The sequence below is a fragment of the Staphylococcus sp. 17KM0847 genome, assembly GCF_013463155.1.
Taxonomy (GTDB): Bacteria; Bacillota; Bacilli; order Staphylococcales; family Staphylococcaceae; genus Staphylococcus.
In genome coordinates this window covers 1,500,957-1,521,038 of sequence record NZ_CP040781.1, presented here as the reverse complement: position 1 = coordinate 1,521,038, position 20,082 = coordinate 1,500,957, and the positions used below count along the sequence as shown (strand labels likewise).

Annotated in this window: 22 protein-coding genes; all 22 read left to right on the top strand. The window is 37.1% G+C overall.

Annotated elements, in window-relative coordinates; genetic code table 11:
- Positions 1-34 precede the first annotated feature (34 nt).
- Positions 35-907, top strand: a complete 873-nt coding sequence (gene fdaB, locus FGL66_RS07460; protein ID WP_180809210.1) for a class IIb fructose-bisphosphate aldolase FdaB — start codon at positions 35-37, stop codon at positions 905-907.
- Positions 908-1,485: 578 nt separating this feature from the next.
- Positions 1,486-2,748 carry a UDP-N-acetylglucosamine 1-carboxyvinyltransferase gene (murA, locus tag FGL66_RS07455; RefSeq protein ID WP_180809209.1) on the top strand — a complete coding sequence of 421 codons (1,263 nt, stop codon included), beginning with the start codon at positions 1,486-1,488 and terminating at the stop codon, positions 2,746-2,748.
- A 46-nt stretch (positions 2,749-2,794) separates the two neighbouring features.
- The gene (locus tag FGL66_RS07450; RefSeq protein WP_180809208.1) at positions 2,795-3,121 is read left to right on the top strand and encodes a winged helix-turn-helix transcriptional regulator; all 327 of its coding nucleotides are present in this window, start codon (positions 2,795-2,797) and stop codon (positions 3,119-3,121) included.
- 165 nt (positions 3,122-3,286) lie between these two features.
- On the top strand, positions 3,287-4,714 hold the full coding sequence (locus tag FGL66_RS07445) for an aldehyde dehydrogenase family protein (protein WP_180809207.1): 1,428 nt from the start codon (positions 3,287-3,289) through the stop codon (positions 4,712-4,714).
- Positions 4,715-5,084: 370 nt separating this feature from the next.
- Positions 5,085-6,410 carry a transcription termination factor Rho gene (gene rho / locus FGL66_RS07440; RefSeq protein ID WP_180809206.1) on the top strand — a complete coding sequence of 442 codons (1,326 nt, stop codon included), beginning with the start codon at positions 5,085-5,087 and terminating at the stop codon, positions 6,408-6,410.
- A gap of 122 nt (positions 6,411-6,532) precedes the next feature.
- The gene (locus tag FGL66_RS07435; RefSeq protein WP_044359146.1) at positions 6,533-6,787 is read left to right on the top strand and encodes a type B 50S ribosomal protein L31; all 255 of its coding nucleotides are present in this window, start codon (positions 6,533-6,535) and stop codon (positions 6,785-6,787) included.
- Positions 6,788-6,987: 200 nt separating this feature from the next.
- Positions 6,988-7,590, top strand: coding sequence for a thymidine kinase (locus FGL66_RS07430; RefSeq protein WP_180809205.1), 603 nt, complete (start codon positions 6,988-6,990; stop codon positions 7,588-7,590).
- Positions 7,590-8,666: a peptide chain release factor 1 gene (prfA, locus tag FGL66_RS07425; protein ID WP_180809204.1), complete on the top strand. Its 1,077-nt coding sequence runs from the start codon at positions 7,590-7,592 to the stop codon at positions 8,664-8,666. Before FGL66_RS07430 ends, prfA begins: the two co-directional genes overlap by 1 nt.
- On the top strand, positions 8,653-9,492 hold the full coding sequence (gene prmC / locus FGL66_RS07420; RefSeq protein WP_258007267.1) for a peptide chain release factor N(5)-glutamine methyltransferase: 840 nt from the start codon (positions 8,653-8,655) through the stop codon (positions 9,490-9,492). The genes prfA and prmC overlap by 14 nt, the downstream gene beginning before the upstream one ends.
- 212 nt (positions 9,493-9,704) lie before the next feature.
- Positions 9,705-10,751 carry an L-threonylcarbamoyladenylate synthase gene (locus FGL66_RS07415; RefSeq protein WP_180809203.1) on the top strand — a complete coding sequence of 349 codons (1,047 nt, stop codon included), beginning with the start codon at positions 9,705-9,707 and terminating at the stop codon, positions 10,749-10,751.
- Complete coding sequence (locus FGL66_RS07410) at positions 10,751-11,176, top strand: low molecular weight protein arginine phosphatase (RefSeq protein WP_180809202.1); 426 nt, start codon at positions 10,751-10,753, stop codon at positions 11,174-11,176. Before FGL66_RS07415 ends, FGL66_RS07410 begins: the two co-directional genes overlap by 1 nt.
- A gap of 122 nt (positions 11,177-11,298) precedes the next feature.
- Positions 11,299-11,826 carry a TIGR01440 family protein gene (locus tag FGL66_RS07405; RefSeq protein WP_180809201.1) on the top strand — a complete coding sequence of 176 codons (528 nt, stop codon included), beginning with the start codon at positions 11,299-11,301 and terminating at the stop codon, positions 11,824-11,826.
- Between the two features lie 20 nt (positions 11,827-11,846).
- Positions 11,847-13,088 carry a serine hydroxymethyltransferase gene (glyA, locus tag FGL66_RS07400; protein WP_180809200.1) on the top strand — a complete coding sequence of 414 codons (1,242 nt, stop codon included), beginning with the start codon at positions 11,847-11,849 and terminating at the stop codon, positions 13,086-13,088.
- 23 nt (positions 13,089-13,111) lie between these two features.
- Entirely contained in the window at positions 13,112-13,741 is a 630-nt protein-coding gene (upp, locus tag FGL66_RS07395; RefSeq protein WP_180809199.1) for a uracil phosphoribosyltransferase, read from the top strand.
- Between the two features lie 23 nt (positions 13,742-13,764).
- A complete protein-coding gene (gene wecB / locus FGL66_RS07390) occupies positions 13,765-14,904 on the top strand; it encodes a non-hydrolyzing UDP-N-acetylglucosamine 2-epimerase (RefSeq protein ID WP_180809198.1) in 1,140 nt (379 codons plus the stop codon).
- A 158-nt stretch (positions 14,905-15,062) separates the two neighbouring features.
- Entirely contained in the window at positions 15,063-15,413 is a 351-nt protein-coding gene (locus FGL66_RS07385) for an ATP synthase subunit I (protein ID WP_180809197.1), read from the top strand.
- Positions 15,414-15,450: 37 nt separating this feature from the next.
- Positions 15,451-16,170 carry a F0F1 ATP synthase subunit A gene (gene atpB, locus FGL66_RS07380; protein WP_180809196.1) on the top strand — a complete coding sequence of 240 codons (720 nt, stop codon included), beginning with the start codon at positions 15,451-15,453 and terminating at the stop codon, positions 16,168-16,170.
- A gap of 38 nt (positions 16,171-16,208) precedes the next feature.
- Complete coding sequence (gene atpE / locus FGL66_RS07375) at positions 16,209-16,421, top strand: F0F1 ATP synthase subunit C (protein ID WP_014613343.1); 213 nt, start codon at positions 16,209-16,211, stop codon at positions 16,419-16,421.
- 162 nt (positions 16,422-16,583) lie between these two features.
- Positions 16,584-17,099 (top strand): F0F1 ATP synthase subunit B, encoded by a 516-nt coding sequence (locus FGL66_RS07370; protein WP_180809195.1) that lies wholly within the window; start codon positions 16,584-16,586, stop codon positions 17,097-17,099.
- Positions 17,099-17,638: a F0F1 ATP synthase subunit delta gene (locus FGL66_RS07365; RefSeq protein ID WP_180809194.1), complete on the top strand. Its 540-nt coding sequence runs from the start codon at positions 17,099-17,101 to the stop codon at positions 17,636-17,638. Before FGL66_RS07370 ends, FGL66_RS07365 begins: the two co-directional genes overlap by 1 nt.
- Positions 17,639-17,664: 26 nt before the next feature.
- Positions 17,665-19,176 (top strand): F0F1 ATP synthase subunit alpha, encoded by a 1,512-nt coding sequence (atpA, locus tag FGL66_RS07360; protein ID WP_180809193.1) that lies wholly within the window; start codon positions 17,665-17,667, stop codon positions 19,174-19,176.
- Positions 19,177-19,207: 31 nt separating this feature from the next.
- Entirely contained in the window at positions 19,208-20,074 is an 867-nt protein-coding gene (gene atpG, locus FGL66_RS07355; RefSeq protein ID WP_180809192.1) for an ATP synthase F1 subunit gamma, read from the top strand.
- Positions 20,075-20,082 lie beyond the last annotated feature (8 nt).

Sequence of the window (20,082 nt, the reverse complement as noted above, 5' to 3'; positions counted from 1 at the left end):
AATTTAGTGCAAAAGCACTCAAGGAGGAACTTACATGCCTTTAGTTTCAATGAAAGAAATGTTAATCGATGCCAAAGAAAATGGTTATGCGGTTGGTCAATATAACTTAAACAACCTAGAATTCACACAAGCGATTTTGCAAGCATCTCAAGAAGAAAATGCACCAGTTATTTTAGGTGTTTCTGAGGGCGCTGGTCGTTATATGGGTGGTTTCTACACAGTTGTTAAAATGGTTGAAGGTCTTATGCATGACTATAATATTACGATTCCGGTTGCGATCCATTTAGACCATGGTTCAAGCTTTGAAAAATGTAAAGAAGCTATCGATGCAGGTTTTACATCTGTTATGATTGATGCTTCACATGAACCCTATGAAGATAACGTTAAAATCACGAAAAAAGTAGTAGAGTATGCACATGAACGTGGTGTATCTGTTGAAGCAGAATTAGGTACTGTTGGCGGACAAGAAGACGACGTTGTTGCTGATGGTGTGATTTATGCAGATCCAATTGAATGTCAAAACTTAGTTAAAGAAACAGGTATTGATACATTAGCGCCAGCATTAGGTTCTGTACATGGACCATATAAAGGTGAACCAAACTTAGGATTTAAAGAAATGGAAGAAATTGGTTTATCAACAGGTTTACCACTAGTATTACATGGTGGTACAGGTATTCCAACGCATGACATTAAAAAAGCAATTTCACTTGGTACTGCAAAAATCAATGTAAATACTGAAAATCAAATCGCTTCAGCAAAACGTGTACGTGAGGTATTGGCTGCTGATACTGAAGTTTACGATCCACGTAAATATTTAGGACCAGCACGTGAAGCAATTAAAGAAACAGTCATCGGTAAAATTCGTGAATTTGGTACTTCAAATAAAGCTGATAACTTTAAAGGATAATACATTTTAAAGTTTAGCAAGTATAAAGGCTGGGAAACACTACTATTGGATGTTGTTTTCCAGCTTTTACTATGTTGTTAAAATTATGGGGATAAGTACAAAGTGACGATATTCTGTCTTTATGATTGAGTGAGAATGGCTAATATGATGAGAACTTTCAATGAAGCAATGTAATGAATAAGATTGGAATATAAAAAGATTTTGTACATACATAGTAGTTATATCGATTGTAGTTAACTTTAGGTGTAAACATTTTATATCATGCTTTAAAACTTTGATATGAAGCGATTGATTATAATGTCGGTTGCAACAATCCATAACGCTTAAATAAGAATGAGACGTATCAGATAACGTTATCTTAGTGATGTTGATTGGGCAAATGAAATTGAGAGGACAAACCCTTTATTTGTGATTTGTATTTTGTGTTTGTTTTCTATGATCCGATCGCTCAATCTGACAGACGCTATATTCTTTAGAAGTCATAAATAATACGTTTTGCAATTTGAAAAAAAGTACATTATAATGCCCTTAAATATGATATTCTAGGGTTATAAGAGATGGAAAGGGAGTTCTGAAACATGGCACAAGAAGTGATTAAAATAAGAGGTGGCCAAAAGTTAAAGGGTAAGGTTGAAATCAGTGGTGCCAAAAATAGTTCTGTTGCAATCATTCCAGCAGCATTAATGGCTGAATCTCCTGTGACATTAGATGGTTTACCCAAAATCTCTGATGTTGAGACGTTAGTCAGCTTGCTTGAGGACTTAAACATTCATACCCATTTAGAAGAGACAACTTTAAGTATTGATCCAACACATATTGAAAATGCCCCTTTACCTAATAATAAAGTGGAATCTTTACGTGCTTCGTATTATATGATGGGCGCAATGCTTGGTCGATTTAAGAAGTGTGTTATTGGCTTACCGGGTGGTTGTCCATTAGGTCCGAGACCGATTGACCAACATATTAAAGGTTTCAAAGCACTAGGTGCAAAAATCGACGAATCCAATGAAACATCAATGAAATTAGAAGCGGAACGTTTGATAGGAACAAATATTTATTTAGATATTGTTAGTGTTGGAGCGACAATTAATATTATGCTAGCTGCAACACGTGCAGAAGGGCAGACACTCATTGAAAATGCAGCTAAGGAGCCAGAAGTTGTAGATGTTGCGAACTTTTTAAACAGTATGGGCGCAAAAATTACTGGTGCAGGTACAAGTACGATTAAAATTACAGGTGTTGCACATTTATCTGGCAGCAGACATGCTATTATACCAGACCGTATTGAAGCGGGAACGTATATGTGTATTGCAGCAGCGAGTGGCGAAGAATTATATATCGACAACATTATTCCTGAACATGTTGAGCCGCTGACGGTGAAGTTGAAGGAGTTGGGTGTTACAGTTAAGACGGGTGATGACTATATGATTGTTAAGTCATCAGCACCTTACCAAAATGTTGATATTAAAACACTTGTCTACCCGGGCTTTGCGACAGACTTACAGCAACCGATTACCCCACTCCTCTTTTTAGCGCAGGGACCAAGTTTTGTGACTGAGACAATATATCCAGAACGTTTTAAGCATGTTCCAGAGTTACAAAATATGAATGCAGCAATAACGGCTGATCAAGGGACAGCAACGATTAAACCCTCTCAGTTGACTGGTGCGGATGTATATGCCAGTGATTTACGTGCTGGTGCTTGTTTGATTATCGCAGGTCTGATTGCAGATGGTGTAACAACGATTTATAATGTTCGTCATATTTATCGAGGTTATTCGAATATTGTTAATACTTTGAAGTCACTAGGTGCTGATATTTGGACAGAATATGTAGACTAAGTGTATGTTTTGTTATCACAACCGTTAATCAAAAGAGGTGATGACCATGGAAGTTTGTCCATATATTGAGGAAACATTTAAAATTTTAGGACGTAGCTGGAATGGTTTGATTTTACATTATTTATCAAAATGTCCGGAAAATCGAGCGCATTTTTCTGATATTAAACGAGATCTTAAACCTATAACAAATCGTGCGTTATCTTTAAAATTGGCTGAGTTAGCTGATGCACAATTTTTAGTGAAAGAGATTATATCAGAAAATCCCCCGTCTGTTTGTTACTATTTAACAGAAAAAGGTGCGACTTTAGCACACGCACTCGAACCACTAGAAGATTGGGCACATCATTACATGGAATTACCTGATCATTCATAGCATGTCTGCTGTGTGCAAAAAATAAAAAATGTTAACAAAGCTGATGGCACATTCTGTCATTAGCTTTTTTGATCATCACCGCATGTAGATGAGCAGTTGAAGTTTCATAAGATTATAAAAAGGTTATACTACTAATATGATAATAAGTAGAAAGGCTGTGTGTTTATGAGACGTAATATTAAGCAATATATTAATGGTGAATGGATGGATAGTGCGAGCGGTGAAACAATCGATGTCATTAATCCAGCAACTGAGGAAGTATTTGGTGTCATTGCAAAAGGCAACAAAGAGGACGTCGATAAAGCCGTACAAGCAGCTAAAGATGTATATATAACATTTCGTAATACACCGGTTAAAGAGCGACAAGAAATGTTAGGTCGTATTGTTGAAGCGTATAAAGCACGCAAAGAAGATCTAATAGAAGCGATGACCTTAGAATTAGGATCGCCCGTTACAAAATCTGAGCAAGTACACTATCAAAGTGGTTTGAAACACTTTCAAGCAGCTTATGATGCGCTAGAAAACTTTGAGTTTGAGGAGCGCCGAGGAAATAATTTAGTTATTAAAGAAGCTATTGGTGTAGCAGGGCTTGTAACACCATGGAACTTTCCGACGAATCAAACTTCATTAAAACTTGCGGCTGCTTTTGCTGCTGGTTCACCAGTCGTATTAAAACCTTCAGAATTAACACCATTTGCGGCTATAATATTAGCTGAAATATTTGATGAAGCAGGCGTACCTAAAGGTGTGTTTAACCTTGTGAATGGTGACGGAGAAGGTGTGGGGACACCATTGAGCCAACATCGAGATGTGCGTATGATGTCCTTTACAGGTTCTGGCGGTACAGGTTCTAAAATTATGGAACAAGCAAGTAAGGATTTTAAAAAAGTGTCACTTGAACTAGGAGGAAAGTCACCATTTATTATATTAGATGATGCAGACTTAGACGAAGCGGTTCAAGCAGCTGTTGCAAAAGTTGTAAATAACACAGGGCAAGTATGTACGGCAGGGACAAGAACGCTTGTGCCAGAGCAATTGAAAGAAGCATTTTTAGAAAAAGCAAAAGCAGAGATGGAGAATGTTAAAGTGGGTGATCCACAGCAAGCAGAGACAGAGGTCGGTCCAATTGTAAGTGAAAAGCAATATAATCAAGTTCAATCGTATATCCAAAAAGGTATAGATGAAGGTGCGACATTGGTTTCAGGAGGTTTAGGCAAACCAGATGGCATAGAGAAAGGTTATTTTGCACAACCTACTATTTTTGCTGATGTGGTCAATAGTATGACGATTGCACAAGAAGAGATTTTTGGTCCTGTGATGTCAGTGATCACTTATAAAACTTTAGATGAAGCTATTGCTATCGCAAACGATACTAAATATGGTTTAGCGGGTTATGTATTTGGAAGAGATAAAGAAGTATTAAGAAAGGTAGCACGTAGCATTGAAGCAGGGATGTTAGTTATTAATGAATCAGAACGCACACCGGATTTACCGTTTGGTGGTTATAAACAATCTGGTATTGGTCGTGAATGGGGCGACTATGGTATCGAGGAGTTTTTAGAAGTAAAATCTATTACAGGTTATTACAATTAAATGACGGTTCACATACAAATGTTGTGAAAATTTAAAGAGTAAGAGTGGAAATGGAATCTTTAAGTTTATTTGGGTTTCAATTCCACTCTTTATTTGAGTAGGTTTAACATATTAGAGGACAATAAAATAATATGCTTTTGACGATAAAAACCTTTAATACACATATCGTTAATAATGACTATATTATACATATGAGGGTGTTTTAAGCGGTATGATCTGAAAAAATAAAATATAACGGAATCATTACAAAATGTCATATTTGAGTGATATCCTTCTAAGATTTCCAAAAATTTGTTTGCCATATTAAGCGTGCTATTGTATGTTATGTTACATAGTCAATAATAAATTTTTAATGAAATGAGTGTGTTACATGTCTACAAGGGATACTAGGGAGAGGACTTCACCACAGTATGAATCATTCCATGAGTTATACAAGAACAATACGACAAAAGCCCTGACAGAAAAAGCAAAGGCATTAAAACTAGTCAATTATAGTAAGTTGAATAAAAAAGAACTTGTTTTAGCTATTATGGAAGCGCAAATGGAAAAAGATGGTAATTATTACATGGAAGGTATCTTAGATGATATTCAGCCAGATGGATATGGTTTTTTAAGAACTGTAAACTATTCCAAAGGAGAAAAGGATATTTACATTTCTGCCAGTCAAATCAGACGTTTTGAAATTAAACTCGGTGATAAAGTGACTGGAAAAGTTCGAAAGCCTAAAGAAAATGAAAAATATTATGGCTTATTACAAGTTGATTTTGTTAATGATCAAAATGCAGAGGAAGTCAAAAAGCGACCACACTTCCAAGCTTTAACGCCCCTCTATCCAGAAGAACGTATTAAGTTAGAAACGAATCCTCATAATTATTCAACCCGTGTTATGGATCTTGTGACGCCAATTGGTCTTGGACAACGTGGCTTAATTGTTGCACCACCTAAAGCGGGGAAAACCTCATTATTAAAAGAAATTGCAAATGCTATTGTAGCGAATAAACCAAGTGCAAAATTATTTATTTTGCTTGTTGGGGAACGCCCAGAAGAAGTTACAGACTTAGAGCGTTCCGTTGACGAAGCAGAAGTCGTACATTCTACATTTGATGAACATCCAAAACATCACGTGAAAGTAGCAGAGTTGTTATTGGAGCGTGCAAAGCGATTAGTTGAAATCGGTGAAGACGTTATTATTCTGATGGATTCTATTACGCGACTAGCACGTGCATATAATCTCGTTGTTCCGCCAAGTGGTAGAACATTATCCGGTGGTTTGGATCCGGCTTCATTACATGGACCTAAAGCGTTTTTTGGCGCGGCACGTAATATAGAAGCAGGTGGTAGTTTGACCATTCTAGCAACGGCGCTTGTAGATACAGGTTCACGCATGGATGATATGATTTATGAAGAGTTTAAAGGAACAGGCAATATGGAACTTCATCTCGATCGTCGTTTATCTGAACGACGCATTTTCCCAGCAATTGATATTATACGCAGTTCGACGCGTAAAGAAGAGTTACTTATCCCTAAAAATGAATTAGAAAGTTTATGGCAGCTTCGCAATATGTTTTCTAATGCACCAGATTTTACGGAACGTTTTATACGCAAGTTAAAAAAGACAAAATCAAACGAAGAATTTTTTGCTGAATTACAAAAAAGTGCATCGGAAAGTACAAAAACGGGGCGTCCTATTATTTAGTAGAGGAATTTAATGACATGGGGTTGCTTTTTAAATAGACTCCCTTTATAATAACTAAGTATTGGGTAAAAACTCACAAATAACTCTGTTCCAGATGGTTCAGGGCAAAGGAGCTGAAAAGAATGAAACAAGGAATTCATCCAGAATATCGTAAAGTTATCTTTTTAGATACAACGACTAATTTTAAGTTTTTAAGTGGATCAACTAAAACAACAAGTGAAACGATGGAATGGGAAGATGGTAATGAATACCCAGTTATTCGTTTAGATATTTCTTCTGATTCACATCCATTCTACACTGGACGTCAAAAGTTCGCAGCAGCCGATGGTCGTGTGGAACGCTTCAACAAAAAATTTGGTCTCAAATCAAACAACTAATGATCATTCAAGCATTCTCAAAATATACGAGGATGCTTTTTTTATTGGTATATACGAAAATTAATATTTTAAAACTTTTAATTTCAAACGAAGAAGATCAAATTTTGAGTGAATGAAGTTTTCTTTTATGTGTACATCAAGATTGTTGATATTTTATGATATAATGAAGTGATTTGTTTTGAAAAAGGTGGAAAAAACTCATGTATGAAGCGTACCATTCAGGTTGGATAGAGTGTATTACTGGAAGTATGTTTAGCGGAAAATCTGAAGAGTTAATTCGTCGTTTACGCCGTGGTGTTTATGCTAAACAAAAAGTAGTTGTCTTTAAACCTATGATTGACGATCGTTATCATAAAGAAAAAGTAGTTTCTCATAATGGCAATGCGATAGAGGCAATTAATATAACGAATGCAAAAGAGATATGGCAGCACGATTTCAAAGGCGTAGATATTATTGGTATTGACGAAATTCAATTTTTTGATAGAGAGATTGTAGACATCGCGCAATCACTAGCCGCCAAAGGTTATCGAGTGATTACAGCAGGTTTGGATATGGATTTTAAAGGGGAACCTTTTGACCCTGTTCCAGAAATGCTTGCAGTGAGTGAACATATTACAAAATTACAAGCAGTATGTGCCGTTTGCGGTGCTTCTTCGAGCCGTACACAGCGTCTTATTGATGGCAAACCTGCTAAAGTAGATGATCCGATTATTTTAGTCGGTGCAAATGAAAGTTATGAACCGAGATGTCGCGCACATCATGTTGTTGTACCGAGTAATAAGACAGAGGAGGAAGAGAAGTAATGTTTGACCAATTAGATATTGTAGAAGAGAGATACGAGCAACTCAATGAATTATTAAGTGATCCTGATGTAGTTAGTGATGCGGATAAATTGCGCAAGTATTCAAAGGAACAATCTGATTTACAAAAGACTGTTGATGTTTATAGAAACTATAAACAAGTTAAAGAAGATGTGAATGAAGTTGAATTGATGCTAGCTGAAACAACGGATGCAGATGAAATTGAGATGTTAAAAGAAGATGCCGTACAGTTAAAAGGGCAAATACCAGAGTTGGAAGAACAGCTCAAATTGTTGTTAATTCCTAAAGATCCAAATGATGAAAAAGACGTTATTGTTGAAGTGCGAGCAGCAGCAGGTGGAGATGAAGCTGCAATCTTTGCCGGAGATTTATTTCGCATGTACTCAAAGTTTGCAGAGTCACATCAACTTAAAACTGAGGTTGTTGAAGCAACAGAAAGTGATCATGGTGGCTTTAAAGAGATTAGCTTTTCAGTATCTGGTCAAGATGCATATAGTAAGTTGAAGTATGAAAACGGTGCACATCGTGTGCAACGTGTACCTGAAACAGAATCAGGAGGACGTATTCATACATCGACAGCAACAGTAGCTGTCTTGCCTGAGGTTGAAGATGTTGAAATTGAAATCCGTAAAGAAGATTTACAAATTGATACATATCGTTCGAGTGGTGCAGGAGGACAGCACGTGAATACAACAGATTCGGCTGTTCGTATCACACACTTACCAACGGGAGTTATTGCGACATCATCGGAAAAGTCACAAATTCAAAACCGTGAGAAGGCGATGAAAGTATTAAAAGCACGATTATATGATATGAAACTTCAAGAAGAGCAACAAAAGTATGCTGCACAGCGTAAATCAGCAGTTGGAACAGGTGATCGTTCGGAGCGTATCAGAACATATAACTATCCACAAAGTCGTGTGACAGACCATCGTATTGGTTTAACATTACAAAAGTTAGATCAAATTATGGAAGGGAAGCTAGATGAGATTGTAGATGCCCTTACAATGCATGAACAAACAGAGAAGTTGAAAGATCTTAATCATGGTGAGTTATAAAAAATGGTTAGTAGAAGCTAAAAGGCAAGCTGAACGAGCAAGTGTCGAGGTTTCAGCAGTTGAGTGGCTATTATTGGATTTTATGCAGTGGACACGTACAACATTGTTATATAGAGGAGACGAGTTAATATCAGAGACTCAGCTAGAGCAATTAACAGAGGCACTAGAGCAACTGCTAGAAGGAAAACCTGTTCAATATATTACCCAACAAGCGTCATTTTACGGTCAGACATTTTTTGTTGATGAGCGTGTTTTAATCCCTCGCCCTGAAACAGAAGAAGTAGTTGAATATTTTTTAGGAATTTGTCCCAATTCTGGCGTTGTAGCAGATATTGGAACGGGTTCAGGTGCTATTGCATTGACGATTAAAAATGAAAAAAAAGATTTAGACGTTATTGCGTCAGATATTTCATTAGATGCTTTGTCTGTGGCAAAATATAATGCACAGCATTTCCACACAAATGTGACTTTTATACAAGGAGACGTACTTCAGCCGTTTATTACACAAAACATACATTTAGATGGATTGATTAGTAATCCGCCCTACATTGCAAAAGAAGAAGTTGCAGTCATGGGAACAAATGTGATAAAGCATGAACCTCATCTTGCATTATTTGCAGATGAATCGGGATATGCCATTTATGATAAAATATTAAAAGATTTACCCTATGTCATGAATGCTAACGCACCGATTGTTTTTGAAATAGGATATCAACAAGGAGATACCTTGATGGCTATGATAAAGTCGCGTTATCCGGATTTAAAGCCTCAAGTTTTAAATGACATTAATGGTCATGCACGTATATTACATATGAACTGGTTCTGATAATCGTTTTTTATTAAAAATTATAAATATGGGATTCTTGTACATTAGGAGGAGAAGATAACAGATTTGAAACAGTGCATGTACGTATCATAAACTTTTCAAATGGAGTGTCTTGAATTCAATATGTAATAAGGTTATGTATGGAAACATTCATCTGTGCATAACCTTTTATTTTGCAGTAAAATAGAGTCCAAGGAAAGGTGTTGAATGATATGAAAACAGAGATTTGGGATGTTCGTGCTTATACAACACAATTAGCAGATTACCCCCGTTTATCAGAAATTATTGAAACATATAGACGTGGAGGCTTAGTTGCATTACCTACTGAAACAGTGTATGGATTAGGTGCCAATGCTTTAGATGAGAGTGCAGTACAAAAAATTTATCAAGCAAAAGGGCGTCCTTCTGATAACCCTCTCATTGTTCATATTTATGATTCAGAGCAGCTCAAAGATTTTGTAACTGAAATACCGGAAGCGACAGAAAAGTTGATGGAGGCTTTTTGGCCAGGACCTATTACATTTATATTACCATTGAAACCGGGTTTTTTATGTAACAGTGTGACAGGAGGGCTCAATTCAGTTGCAGTGAGAATGCCAAGTCATCCAGTTGCGCGAGAATTATTGAAGTTAGTAGATCTTCCTATTGCTGCACCGAGTGCAAACCTAAGCGGACGTCCATCACCAACAACTTTTGAACACGTATATCATGATTTGAATGGTCGTATTGATGGTGTGATACATTCAACACAGAGTGAAGCTGGATTAGAAAGTACAGTATTGGATTGTCGTACATTTCCGTACCGTGTTGCGAGACCGGGGACAATTACACGGAATATGCTCAATGATATTTTACCTAATGCAGTAGATGAAGTGCGTTCAGAAGATATGGAGAAACCTATTGCACCGGGGATGAAATATAAACACTATGCACCTGAAACACCAATAGCCATTTTCGAGAACTTAGAACATTCGATTAATGCGTTGAGATATAAAGAATGGTCACATATTGTATTTATCGTCCCTAAATCATTCATACCATTGTTGCCAGAAGAAGCATATACTATTATCTTAAGTGATACTGAAGAAGATATACAGCAAGCCAATTATAATTTATACGATGCATTACATAAAGTTGATCAACTTGTAGATGTTGAACAAGCCTATATTTACGGTTATCCACATCATGAAGAAGCTGAAGCCTTACGCAATCGTATGTGTAAAGCCGCAAATTACCAATATGTAGAGGGTGAATTATAATGAAAATTGTATTTGTTTGTACAGGTAATACATGCCGTAGTCCAATGGCAGAAGGAATTGCACGTGCGCTTTTACCTCAGCATAATATTATATCCAGAGGCTTGATGGCACAACAAGGTATGCGTGTTTCTGCACATGCTCAAACATTATTAAGTGCCGGGGATTATGATGTGCCACAAGGTTCAGAACCATTTACTGAGGATGACAGTCGAGCAGACTTAATATTGACTATGACTTCAGGACATAAGCAACATATTCGCATGATTTATGGAGATGATGTCCGTGTTGCAACATTGAGTGAATATGTGGGCACAACTTATGAAGTGTCGGATCCCTATGGTGGAAGTTATGAAATGTACAAAGAAACATTTGACCAATTGACAGCGCTTATTAGTCAGTTGGCAAAACAATTAGATATGCAATAAAATTAAGTAATCAGTATAAGTCATAGAAAAAATAAGTTATAATAGTAAACATACAGCATGTAAGAAGAGTGTCTAATAGCTGTATGTTTTGAGTCATACATAATCATAAGGAGGTCATGGTAATGGAAGACTTTAACCAGTTATTAGATGAACTCAAGTCAAAATCTTTCTTTGGTAATGGAGAGCTATGTGTGATTGGGTGTTCGACTTCTGAAGTACAAGGCAATCGTATTGGAACTGCGGGTTCACTAGATATTGCAAAAGAAATTTATGAAGCACTTGTACAAGTGCAGCATGAAACAGGTGTTGTTTTTGCGTATCAAGGTTGTGAACATATTAATCGTGCATTAACAATTGAGCGTAAAGATTTTAACCCGTATGTGATGGAACAAGTGTCTGTTGTTCCAGACACGCATGCAGGAGGATCATTAGCCACATATGCATATCGTCATATGAAAGATCCAATTGTCGTAGAGTTTATCTGTGCGGACAAAGGGATTGATATTGGTCAGACGCTCATTGGTATGCATCTTAAACATGTTGCAGTACCTGTTCGTACCTCTATTAAGAGAATAGGTGAAGCAATCGTCACAGTTGCAACAAGTCGACCGAAGAAGATTGGTGGCGAACGTGCAAAATATCAACTTTAATAGAAAAGAGGGAACTGTCTATGTCATTTATTGCAAAACAAGATCAATCTGTTTTTGATGCAATCCAGAAAGAATTCAATCGTCAAAATAACAACATTGAATTGATTGCTTCTGAAAACTTTGTCTCGGAAGCTGTTATGGAAGCACAAGGGTCTGTAATGACTAATAAATACGCTGAAGGTTATCCGGGGCGTCGTTATTATGGTGGGTGTAGCTTTGTTGATGAAACAGAGACATTAGCAATTGAACGTGCTAAAAAATTGTTTAACGCAGAACACGTTAATGTACAGCCTCATTCAGGTTCACAAGCGAATATGGCGGTATATTTAGTGGCATTAGAACATGGAGATACAGTTTTAGGTATGAACTTGAGTCATGGAGGTCATTTAACACATGGTTCACCCGTTAACTTTAGTGGGAAGTTCTATAACTTTGTTGAGTATGGTGTGACAAAAGATGAAGAGCGTATTGACTATGAAGAAGTTCGTAAGCTCGCTAAAAAACATCAACCGAAACTGATTGTAGCAGGGGCATCGGCATATTCTCGTACAATTGATTTTAAAATCTTCAAAGAGATTGCGGATGAAGTGGGTGCAAAACTCATGGTTGATATGGCACATATTGCAGGTTTAGTAGCAGCAGGATTACACCAAAATCCAGTTGAATATGCTGACTTTGTGACAACAACGACACATAAAACACTACGTGGACCACGCGGGGGTATGATTCTTTGTAAAGCAGAATATCAAAAGGAAATTGATAAAACAATCTTCCCTGGTATTCAAGGAGGACCACTGGAGCATGTTATTGCAGCCAAAGCAGTTGCATTTGGTGAAGCACTACAACCAGACTTCAAGCAGTATCAAGCACAAGTGGTTAAAAATGCTCAAACACTTGCAGAGACATTACAAGAGAATGGTTTTCGTATTGTATCAGGTGGAACGGATAATCATTTAGTTGCAGTAGATGTTAAAGGTTCTGTGGGTATTACAGGAAAAGTAGCAGAACATGTATTAGATGAGGTAGGTATTACTTGCAATAAAAATACGATTCCATTTGATCAGGAGAAACCTTTTGTGACTAGTGGTATTCGACTTGGTACACCAGCAGCAACAACACGTGGCTTTGACGAAAAAGCTTTTGCAGAAGTCGCACATATTATAAGTGACGTTCTTAAAAATCATGAAGACAAAAATGTTTTAGACAAAGCGAAGCAGCGTGTCAAAGCATTGACTGAACAATTCCCTTTATATAATAAATAGGACAAAATGGAGGATACACAACAATGGGCAATGTACATGTACTTGATCACCCTTTAATTCAACATAAATTGAGCTTTATTCGAGATGTTAATACGGGAACAAAAGCGTTTCGTGAACTTGTCGATGAAGTAGGAATGCTAATGGCTTATGAAGTAACGCGTGATTTGGAATTAGAAGACGTTGAAATTGAAACACCCGTAACCAAGGCAACAGTAAAACGTTTATCTGGTAAGAAGCTAGCTTTTATTCCTATTTTACGCGCGGGTTTAGGTATGACAACTGGGATTTTAAATCTTGTCCCTGCAGCACGTATCGGTCATGTGGGCTTATATCGTGATCCCGAGACATTAGAAGCGGTGGAGTATTTTGTGAAGTTACCACAAGATATTGAAGAGCGTGAAATTATCGTAGTAGATCCTATGTTAGCGACAGGTGCTTCTGCTATTGAAGCTATTACTTCATTGAAAAAGCGTGGCGCTAAGCATATTCGCTTTATGTGTTTAATTGCAGCCCCAGAAGGTGTTGAAAAGTTACAACAAGCACATGAAGACGTAGATATTTTTATTGCTGCATTAGATGAAAAATTAGATGATCATGCTTATATCATTCCAGGTCTAGGTGATGCTGGGGATCGCTTATTCGGTACAAAATAATTTGTGCGAGGAGCATGACGCATATGAAAAAAATCATGACTATTTTTGGAACGAGACCGGAAGCTATTAAGATGGCACCACTTGTATTGCAGCTTAAAAGGGAAGAGAACCTTGCACCAGTTGTCGTTGTGACAGCACAACATCGTGAAATGTTAGATGGTGTATTAGAAACATTTGGTATTGTTCCCGATTATGATTTGAATGTCATGACACCGGATCAAACGCTCTCTCAAGTGACTTCTCGTGTGTTATTGGGGCTTGAACGCGTTATTCAAGAAGAAAAACCTGACATGGTTTTAGTGCATGGTGATACGACAACAACATTCGCAGGAAGTCTAGCCGCATTTTACAATGAAGTGAGTATCGGCCATGTTGAAGCGGGTTTGCGTACTTATCGTAAATATGCACCGTTTCCGGAAGAGATTAACCGTCAAATGACAAGTAATATGGCAGATCTTCATTTTGCACCAACAGAACAAGCGCGTCAGAATCTATTGAATGAGAGCAAAGCAGCACATACTGTTGTTGTGACGGGAAATACAGCGATAGATGCGATGCGTACAACGATTGATAACAATTATCATTCAGCTATTTTGTCAAAGCATAAAGATAGGCGTATTATTTTGTTGACAGCACATCGACGTGAGAATATTGGCGAACCTATGTTAAATATTTTTAAAGCTGTACGTCGAATTGTTGAAGAGATGGAAGATGTTGTATTAATTTATCCAATGCACCGGAATCCTAAAGTGCGTGCTATCGCATATGAGCAACTCAATAACCATGAGCGTATTGAACTGATTGAACCATTGGGTGTGATTGATTTTCATAATTTTGCACAGCATGCTTATTTAATACTCACTGATTCAGGAGGAGTACAAGAAGAAGCGCCATCTCTTGGAAAACCAGTGCTGGTGTTGCGTGAAACGACTGAAAGACCAGAAGGCGTTGAAGCAGGAACATTGAAGTTAGTTGGAACAGAAGAAGAAACGGTTTATCATCATACAAAACAGCTATTAAATGATAACCAGTTATATGAAAAAATGTGTATTGCCAAAAATCCTTATGGAGACGGCTATGCTTCACAACGTATTTGTGCACATATTCAATATTTTTTAGGTTTATTAAATGAAAAACCTTTACCTTTTGAAATAGAAAAGTAAAGATATGGCAATTTGTGTCTAAATTGTGACAAAGAGAAAGTCGATTAAAAGCCCTTTTCAATGCACAATTGACACACTTTTGCCCCTATATTATCATGAAAGTTGTATGTGTGGAACGGCTTTCACATTTGTGTCTTACGGCAGAAAAGGGGCTCAAAATGAAACGTTTCTATAAAAAATCACAACCATTTTTAACATACTATTCTATTATTGTAATGGTTCTTGTTATTTTGTATCTGTTATATCATCATGCTTTTGTTGCAGGATTGCTTGTAGGAACATGTGCTTCTATAATCAATACGTTTATATTTGAATATTACCTTTGGCGAGCGCAACAACAAAAGATTGGTCACATATCAACAGGGAATGGTTGGCGATATTTAGTCGCTTTGGTCACTTGTATTGTGTGGGTTTTAAATCAATCTCAAATACATATTATGGGTGTACTGATTGGACTAATGATTTCATACGCATTGGTTGTTTTTCGTCCCTTAATCAAAAGGGGATAGGGGATATTCTTAAACTGAAAAGAGGTGAAATCAAAAAATGCAACATGAAAATCCTATTGTAACTTGGCACTTTCTTGGTTTAGATATTAACTTTAACTTATCTACAATCATGATGCTTTTGATTACAGCAGTCATTGTTTTTGTTATTGCAGTTTTATGTACACGCAATCTTCAAAAAAGACCATCAGGTGCTCAAAACTTTATTGAATGGGTATTTGACTTTGTGAGGGGAGTCATTGAGAGTAATATGGCATGGTCAAAAGGTGGACAGTTCCACTTTTTAGCGGTGACATTAATTCTTTTTATTTTTGTTGCTAATATGCTTGGACTGCCAATGCAGTTTGTTAACGGTCATACGTTATGGTGGAAATCACCAACAGCAGACCCACATGTGACATTAACACTTGCGACAATGATGGTATTATTAACACATTATTACGGTGTGAAAATGCGTGGGGCAAAAGCATATGTCAAAGGTTATGCTAAACCATACGCAGCATTAATTCCAATCAATGTATTTGAAGAGTTTGCATCAACATTGACTCTTGGATTACGTCTTTACGGTAACATTTATGCAGGTGAGATTTTATTGGGCTTACTTGCAAAAGTAACATTTATAGGTGTTGGTTTTATTATCGGTATACCGGGTCTTATAGTATGGCAAGGTTTCTCGATATTTATCGGTACAATCCAAGCGTATATCTTTATCATGTTATCAATGGTATATATGTCACACAAAGTGGCAGATAACCATTAAATAAAAATTAACTTTAAACATTTAGGAGGAAATATATAATGAATTTAATCGCAGCAGCAATCGCAATTGGTTTATCAGCATTAGGTGCAGGTATTGGTAACGGTTTAATCGTATCTCGAACAGTTGAAGGTGTAGCACGTCAACCTGAAGCACGTACACAATTAATGTCAATCATGTTCATCGGTATTGGTTTAGTTGAGGCACTTCCTATCATCGGCGTAGTTATTACATTTATCGTATTATTTATTTAATAATGACACAATGTCGTACAAGTCATGACGATAATCGAGACGATGACAGCTTGCTTTTAAAGTGCTAAGCGCTATTGTCTGCGGCGAAGTCTAATGATATATAGACCTTCGCCATTCGTTTTATATAGTGAGATGAAATGATTGAAAGGAGTGTACAGCATAGTGACTGCCAACTTATTTACCTTTGCAGCAGGAAGTGGTGTTAACATTGGTGATATTATCGTAACTTTAGCGACTTTTATTATCTTGTTAATACTCTTGAAAAAATATGCATGGGGACCATTAAAACAAGTGATGGACGACCGTGAGCGTTCAATCAATCAAGATATTGATGATGCAGAGCGTGCGAAAGTTAACGCGCAACAGCTAGAAGAAGAAAATCAAAAGATATTAAAAGAAACACAAGATGAAGTTCATAAAATCATTGAAGACGCAAAACTACAAGCACGTCGTCAGCAAGAAGAGATCATCCATGAAGCAAATAAACGTGCGAATGGTATGATTGAAACAGCTCAAAGCGAAATTAAGAGCGAAAAAGAGCGTGCATTGGCTGAGATTAATAATCAAGTATCTGAGTTATCAGTATTGATTGCATCAAAAGTTTTGCGTAAAGAAATCTCTGAGCAAGATCAGAAAGCACTCGTAGAAAAGTACATTAAAGAGGTAGGGGATAAATAATGGCTAATGTAGCTCAAAAATATGCCCAAGCACTTTTCGATGTTGCTTTGAAAGCAGAAGTGTTAACGGAAGTATATAAGGAATTTACTGAAATACAAACGGCTATTCAAAATCAAAAAAATACTTTAGCGACCGTTGACTATGAGCCTAAAATCACAGCAAACGAACGTCGTGAAATGATCAACCATATTTTTAAAGGTGTACATCCTTATTTGATGAATACGTTAAAGGTGATTGCAGAGCAACGTAACTTTCGATTGTTGCCCTATATATATGAAGCGTTCGAAGCAAACTATTATACATTTCATGGTTTGGCAGATGCATATATCGAATCGGCAACGGCACTTTCTGACGATGAAGTAACACAAGTGAAACATGCTTTATTAGATCGTACAGGCTTAAAAGACTTGAATGTACACAGCACAGTAAAACCTGAATTAATCGGTGGCATACGTGTGAAAATCGGTACGAAAGTCTATGATGGTAGTATTCAAAATGATTTAAATCAACTTGTTAAGCAATTTAGCAGAGTCTATTAATTTTGTATGAAAGAGGAGTGACATAGATGGCCATAAAAGCTGAAGAAATTAGTGCATTACTTCGCTCACAAATTGAAAACTATGAGTCTGAGATGTCGGTAACAGATGTAGGTACAGTTATTCAAATTGGTGACGGTATTGCATTAGTTCACGGATTAAATGACGTTATGGCTGGGGAATTATTAGAATTCCATAACGGCGTTCTTGGATTGGCACAAAATTTAGAAGAAACAAATGTCGGTGTCGTTATTTTAGGACCTTTTGATGAAATTAAAGAAGGGGACGAAGTTAAACGTACAGGACGTATCATGGAAGTGCCGGTGGGTGACGAATTAATTGGTCGTGTTGTAAACCCATTAGGGCAACCGATTGATGGACAGGGTCCATTGAATACAACAAAAACACGTCCGATCGAAAAGAAAGCAACAGGTGTAATGGCACGTAAATCAGTAGATGAACCATTACAAACAGGTATTAAAGCCATTGATGCGCTTGTACCAATTGGACGTGGACAACGTGAATTGATTATTGGAGACCGTCAAACGGGTAAGACAACAGTTGCAATTGATACTATTTTAAACCAAAAAGACCAAGATATGATTTGTGTTTATGTAGCAATCGGTCAAAAAGAGTCAACAGTACGTGCATCGGTTGAAAAATTACGTCAAGCGGGTGCACTTGATTATACGATTGTTGTATCTGCATCTGCGGCACAACCAGCACCGATGTTATATATCGCACCATATGCAGGTGTGTCTATTGCTGAAGAATTTATGTTTAATGGCAAACATGTATTAATTGTATATGATGATTTAACAAAACAAGCAGCAGCTTACCGTGAATTATCATTACTTTTACGCCGTCCACCAGGTCGTGAAGCATATCCAGGTGATGTTTTCTACTTACACAGTCGTTTACTAGAACGTGCTGCTAAGTTGAATGATGAACTAGGCGGTGGATCTATTACAGCATTACCATTCGTTGAGACACAGGCAGGCGATATCTCTGCTTATGTACCGACGAATGTTATCTCAATTACAGATGGACAAATATTCTTACAATCAGACTTGTTCTTCTCAGGTATCCGTCCTGCAATTAACGCTGGTTTATCAGTATCTCGTGTAGGGGGTTCTGCACAAATCAAAGCGATGAAAAAAGTAGCAGGTACATTACGTCTTGATTTGGCATCATATCGTGAGCTTGAGTCGTTTGCACAATTTGGTTCAGATTTAGATGAGGCAACATCTCGTAAACTTGAACGTGGTAAACGTACAGTTGAAGTATTAAAGCAAGATCAAAACAAACCGTTGCCAGTGGAACATCAAGTTTTGATTATCTATGCGTTAACACGTGGTTACTTAGATGATATTCCGGTAGAGGATATTACGCGCTTTGAAGATGAAATTATTGAATGGACAAAAATGAACGCGAACGACATCTTTACTGAGATTCGTGAAACAGGTGGCTTACCAGCAGATGATAAATTTGAAGCTGCTATTAATGAATTCAAAAAAGGATTCAAAAAAACTGAGCAATAATTGATAATTAAACGATGAAGGTGGTGAGATAGTGGCTTCTTTAAAAGAAATAGATTCTCGTATAAAATCAACAAAAAAGATGAAGCAAATTACGAGTGCGATGAACATGGTATCAAACTCTAAATTGCGTAAGGCAGAACGTAATGCCAGAACATTTCGTCCTTATATGGAGAAAATGCAAGATGCGATTACAGCGATTGCAGGATCTAATACATCTTCAGGTCATCCAATGTTGGTGAAACGTCCGACAAAACGTGTGGGATATATGGTATTGACAAGTGATCGAGGCTTAGCTGGTGCCTATAATGCCAATGTTTTGAAACAAATGATTCGTGATATTGAGCAACGCCATAATAGTCCGGAAGAGTATAGTATCATTGTATTAGGACAAATTGGTGTATCATTCCTTCAAAATAGAGGTTACCAAGTGGCAAATGCATTAACGGATATTCCGGATCAGCCTTCATTCAAAGCAGTACAAGCGATTGCTAAACGAGCTGTTGATTTATATGTGAATGAAAGTATCGACGAGCTACATGTCTATTATAGCCATTATATTAGTGTCATTGAGAACAAACCGACAAGTAAACAGTTGTTACCATTATCTCAAGAGGATTCAAGCGTGGGTCATGGTGAAATGTCATCTTATGAATTTGAGCCTGATAGAGCATCGATATTAAAAGTATTGTTACCGCAGTATATCGAAAGTTTAATTTACGGTACAATTTTAGATGCTAAAGCGAGTGAGCATGCTTCTCGTATGAACGCAATGAAAAATGCCTCTGATAATGCAACCGAAATGATTGATGATTTATCTTTAGAATTCAACCGTGCGCGTCAAGCAGCCATTACACAACAAATTACCGAAATTGTTGGTGGTTCAGCAGCATTGGAATAAATTGATTA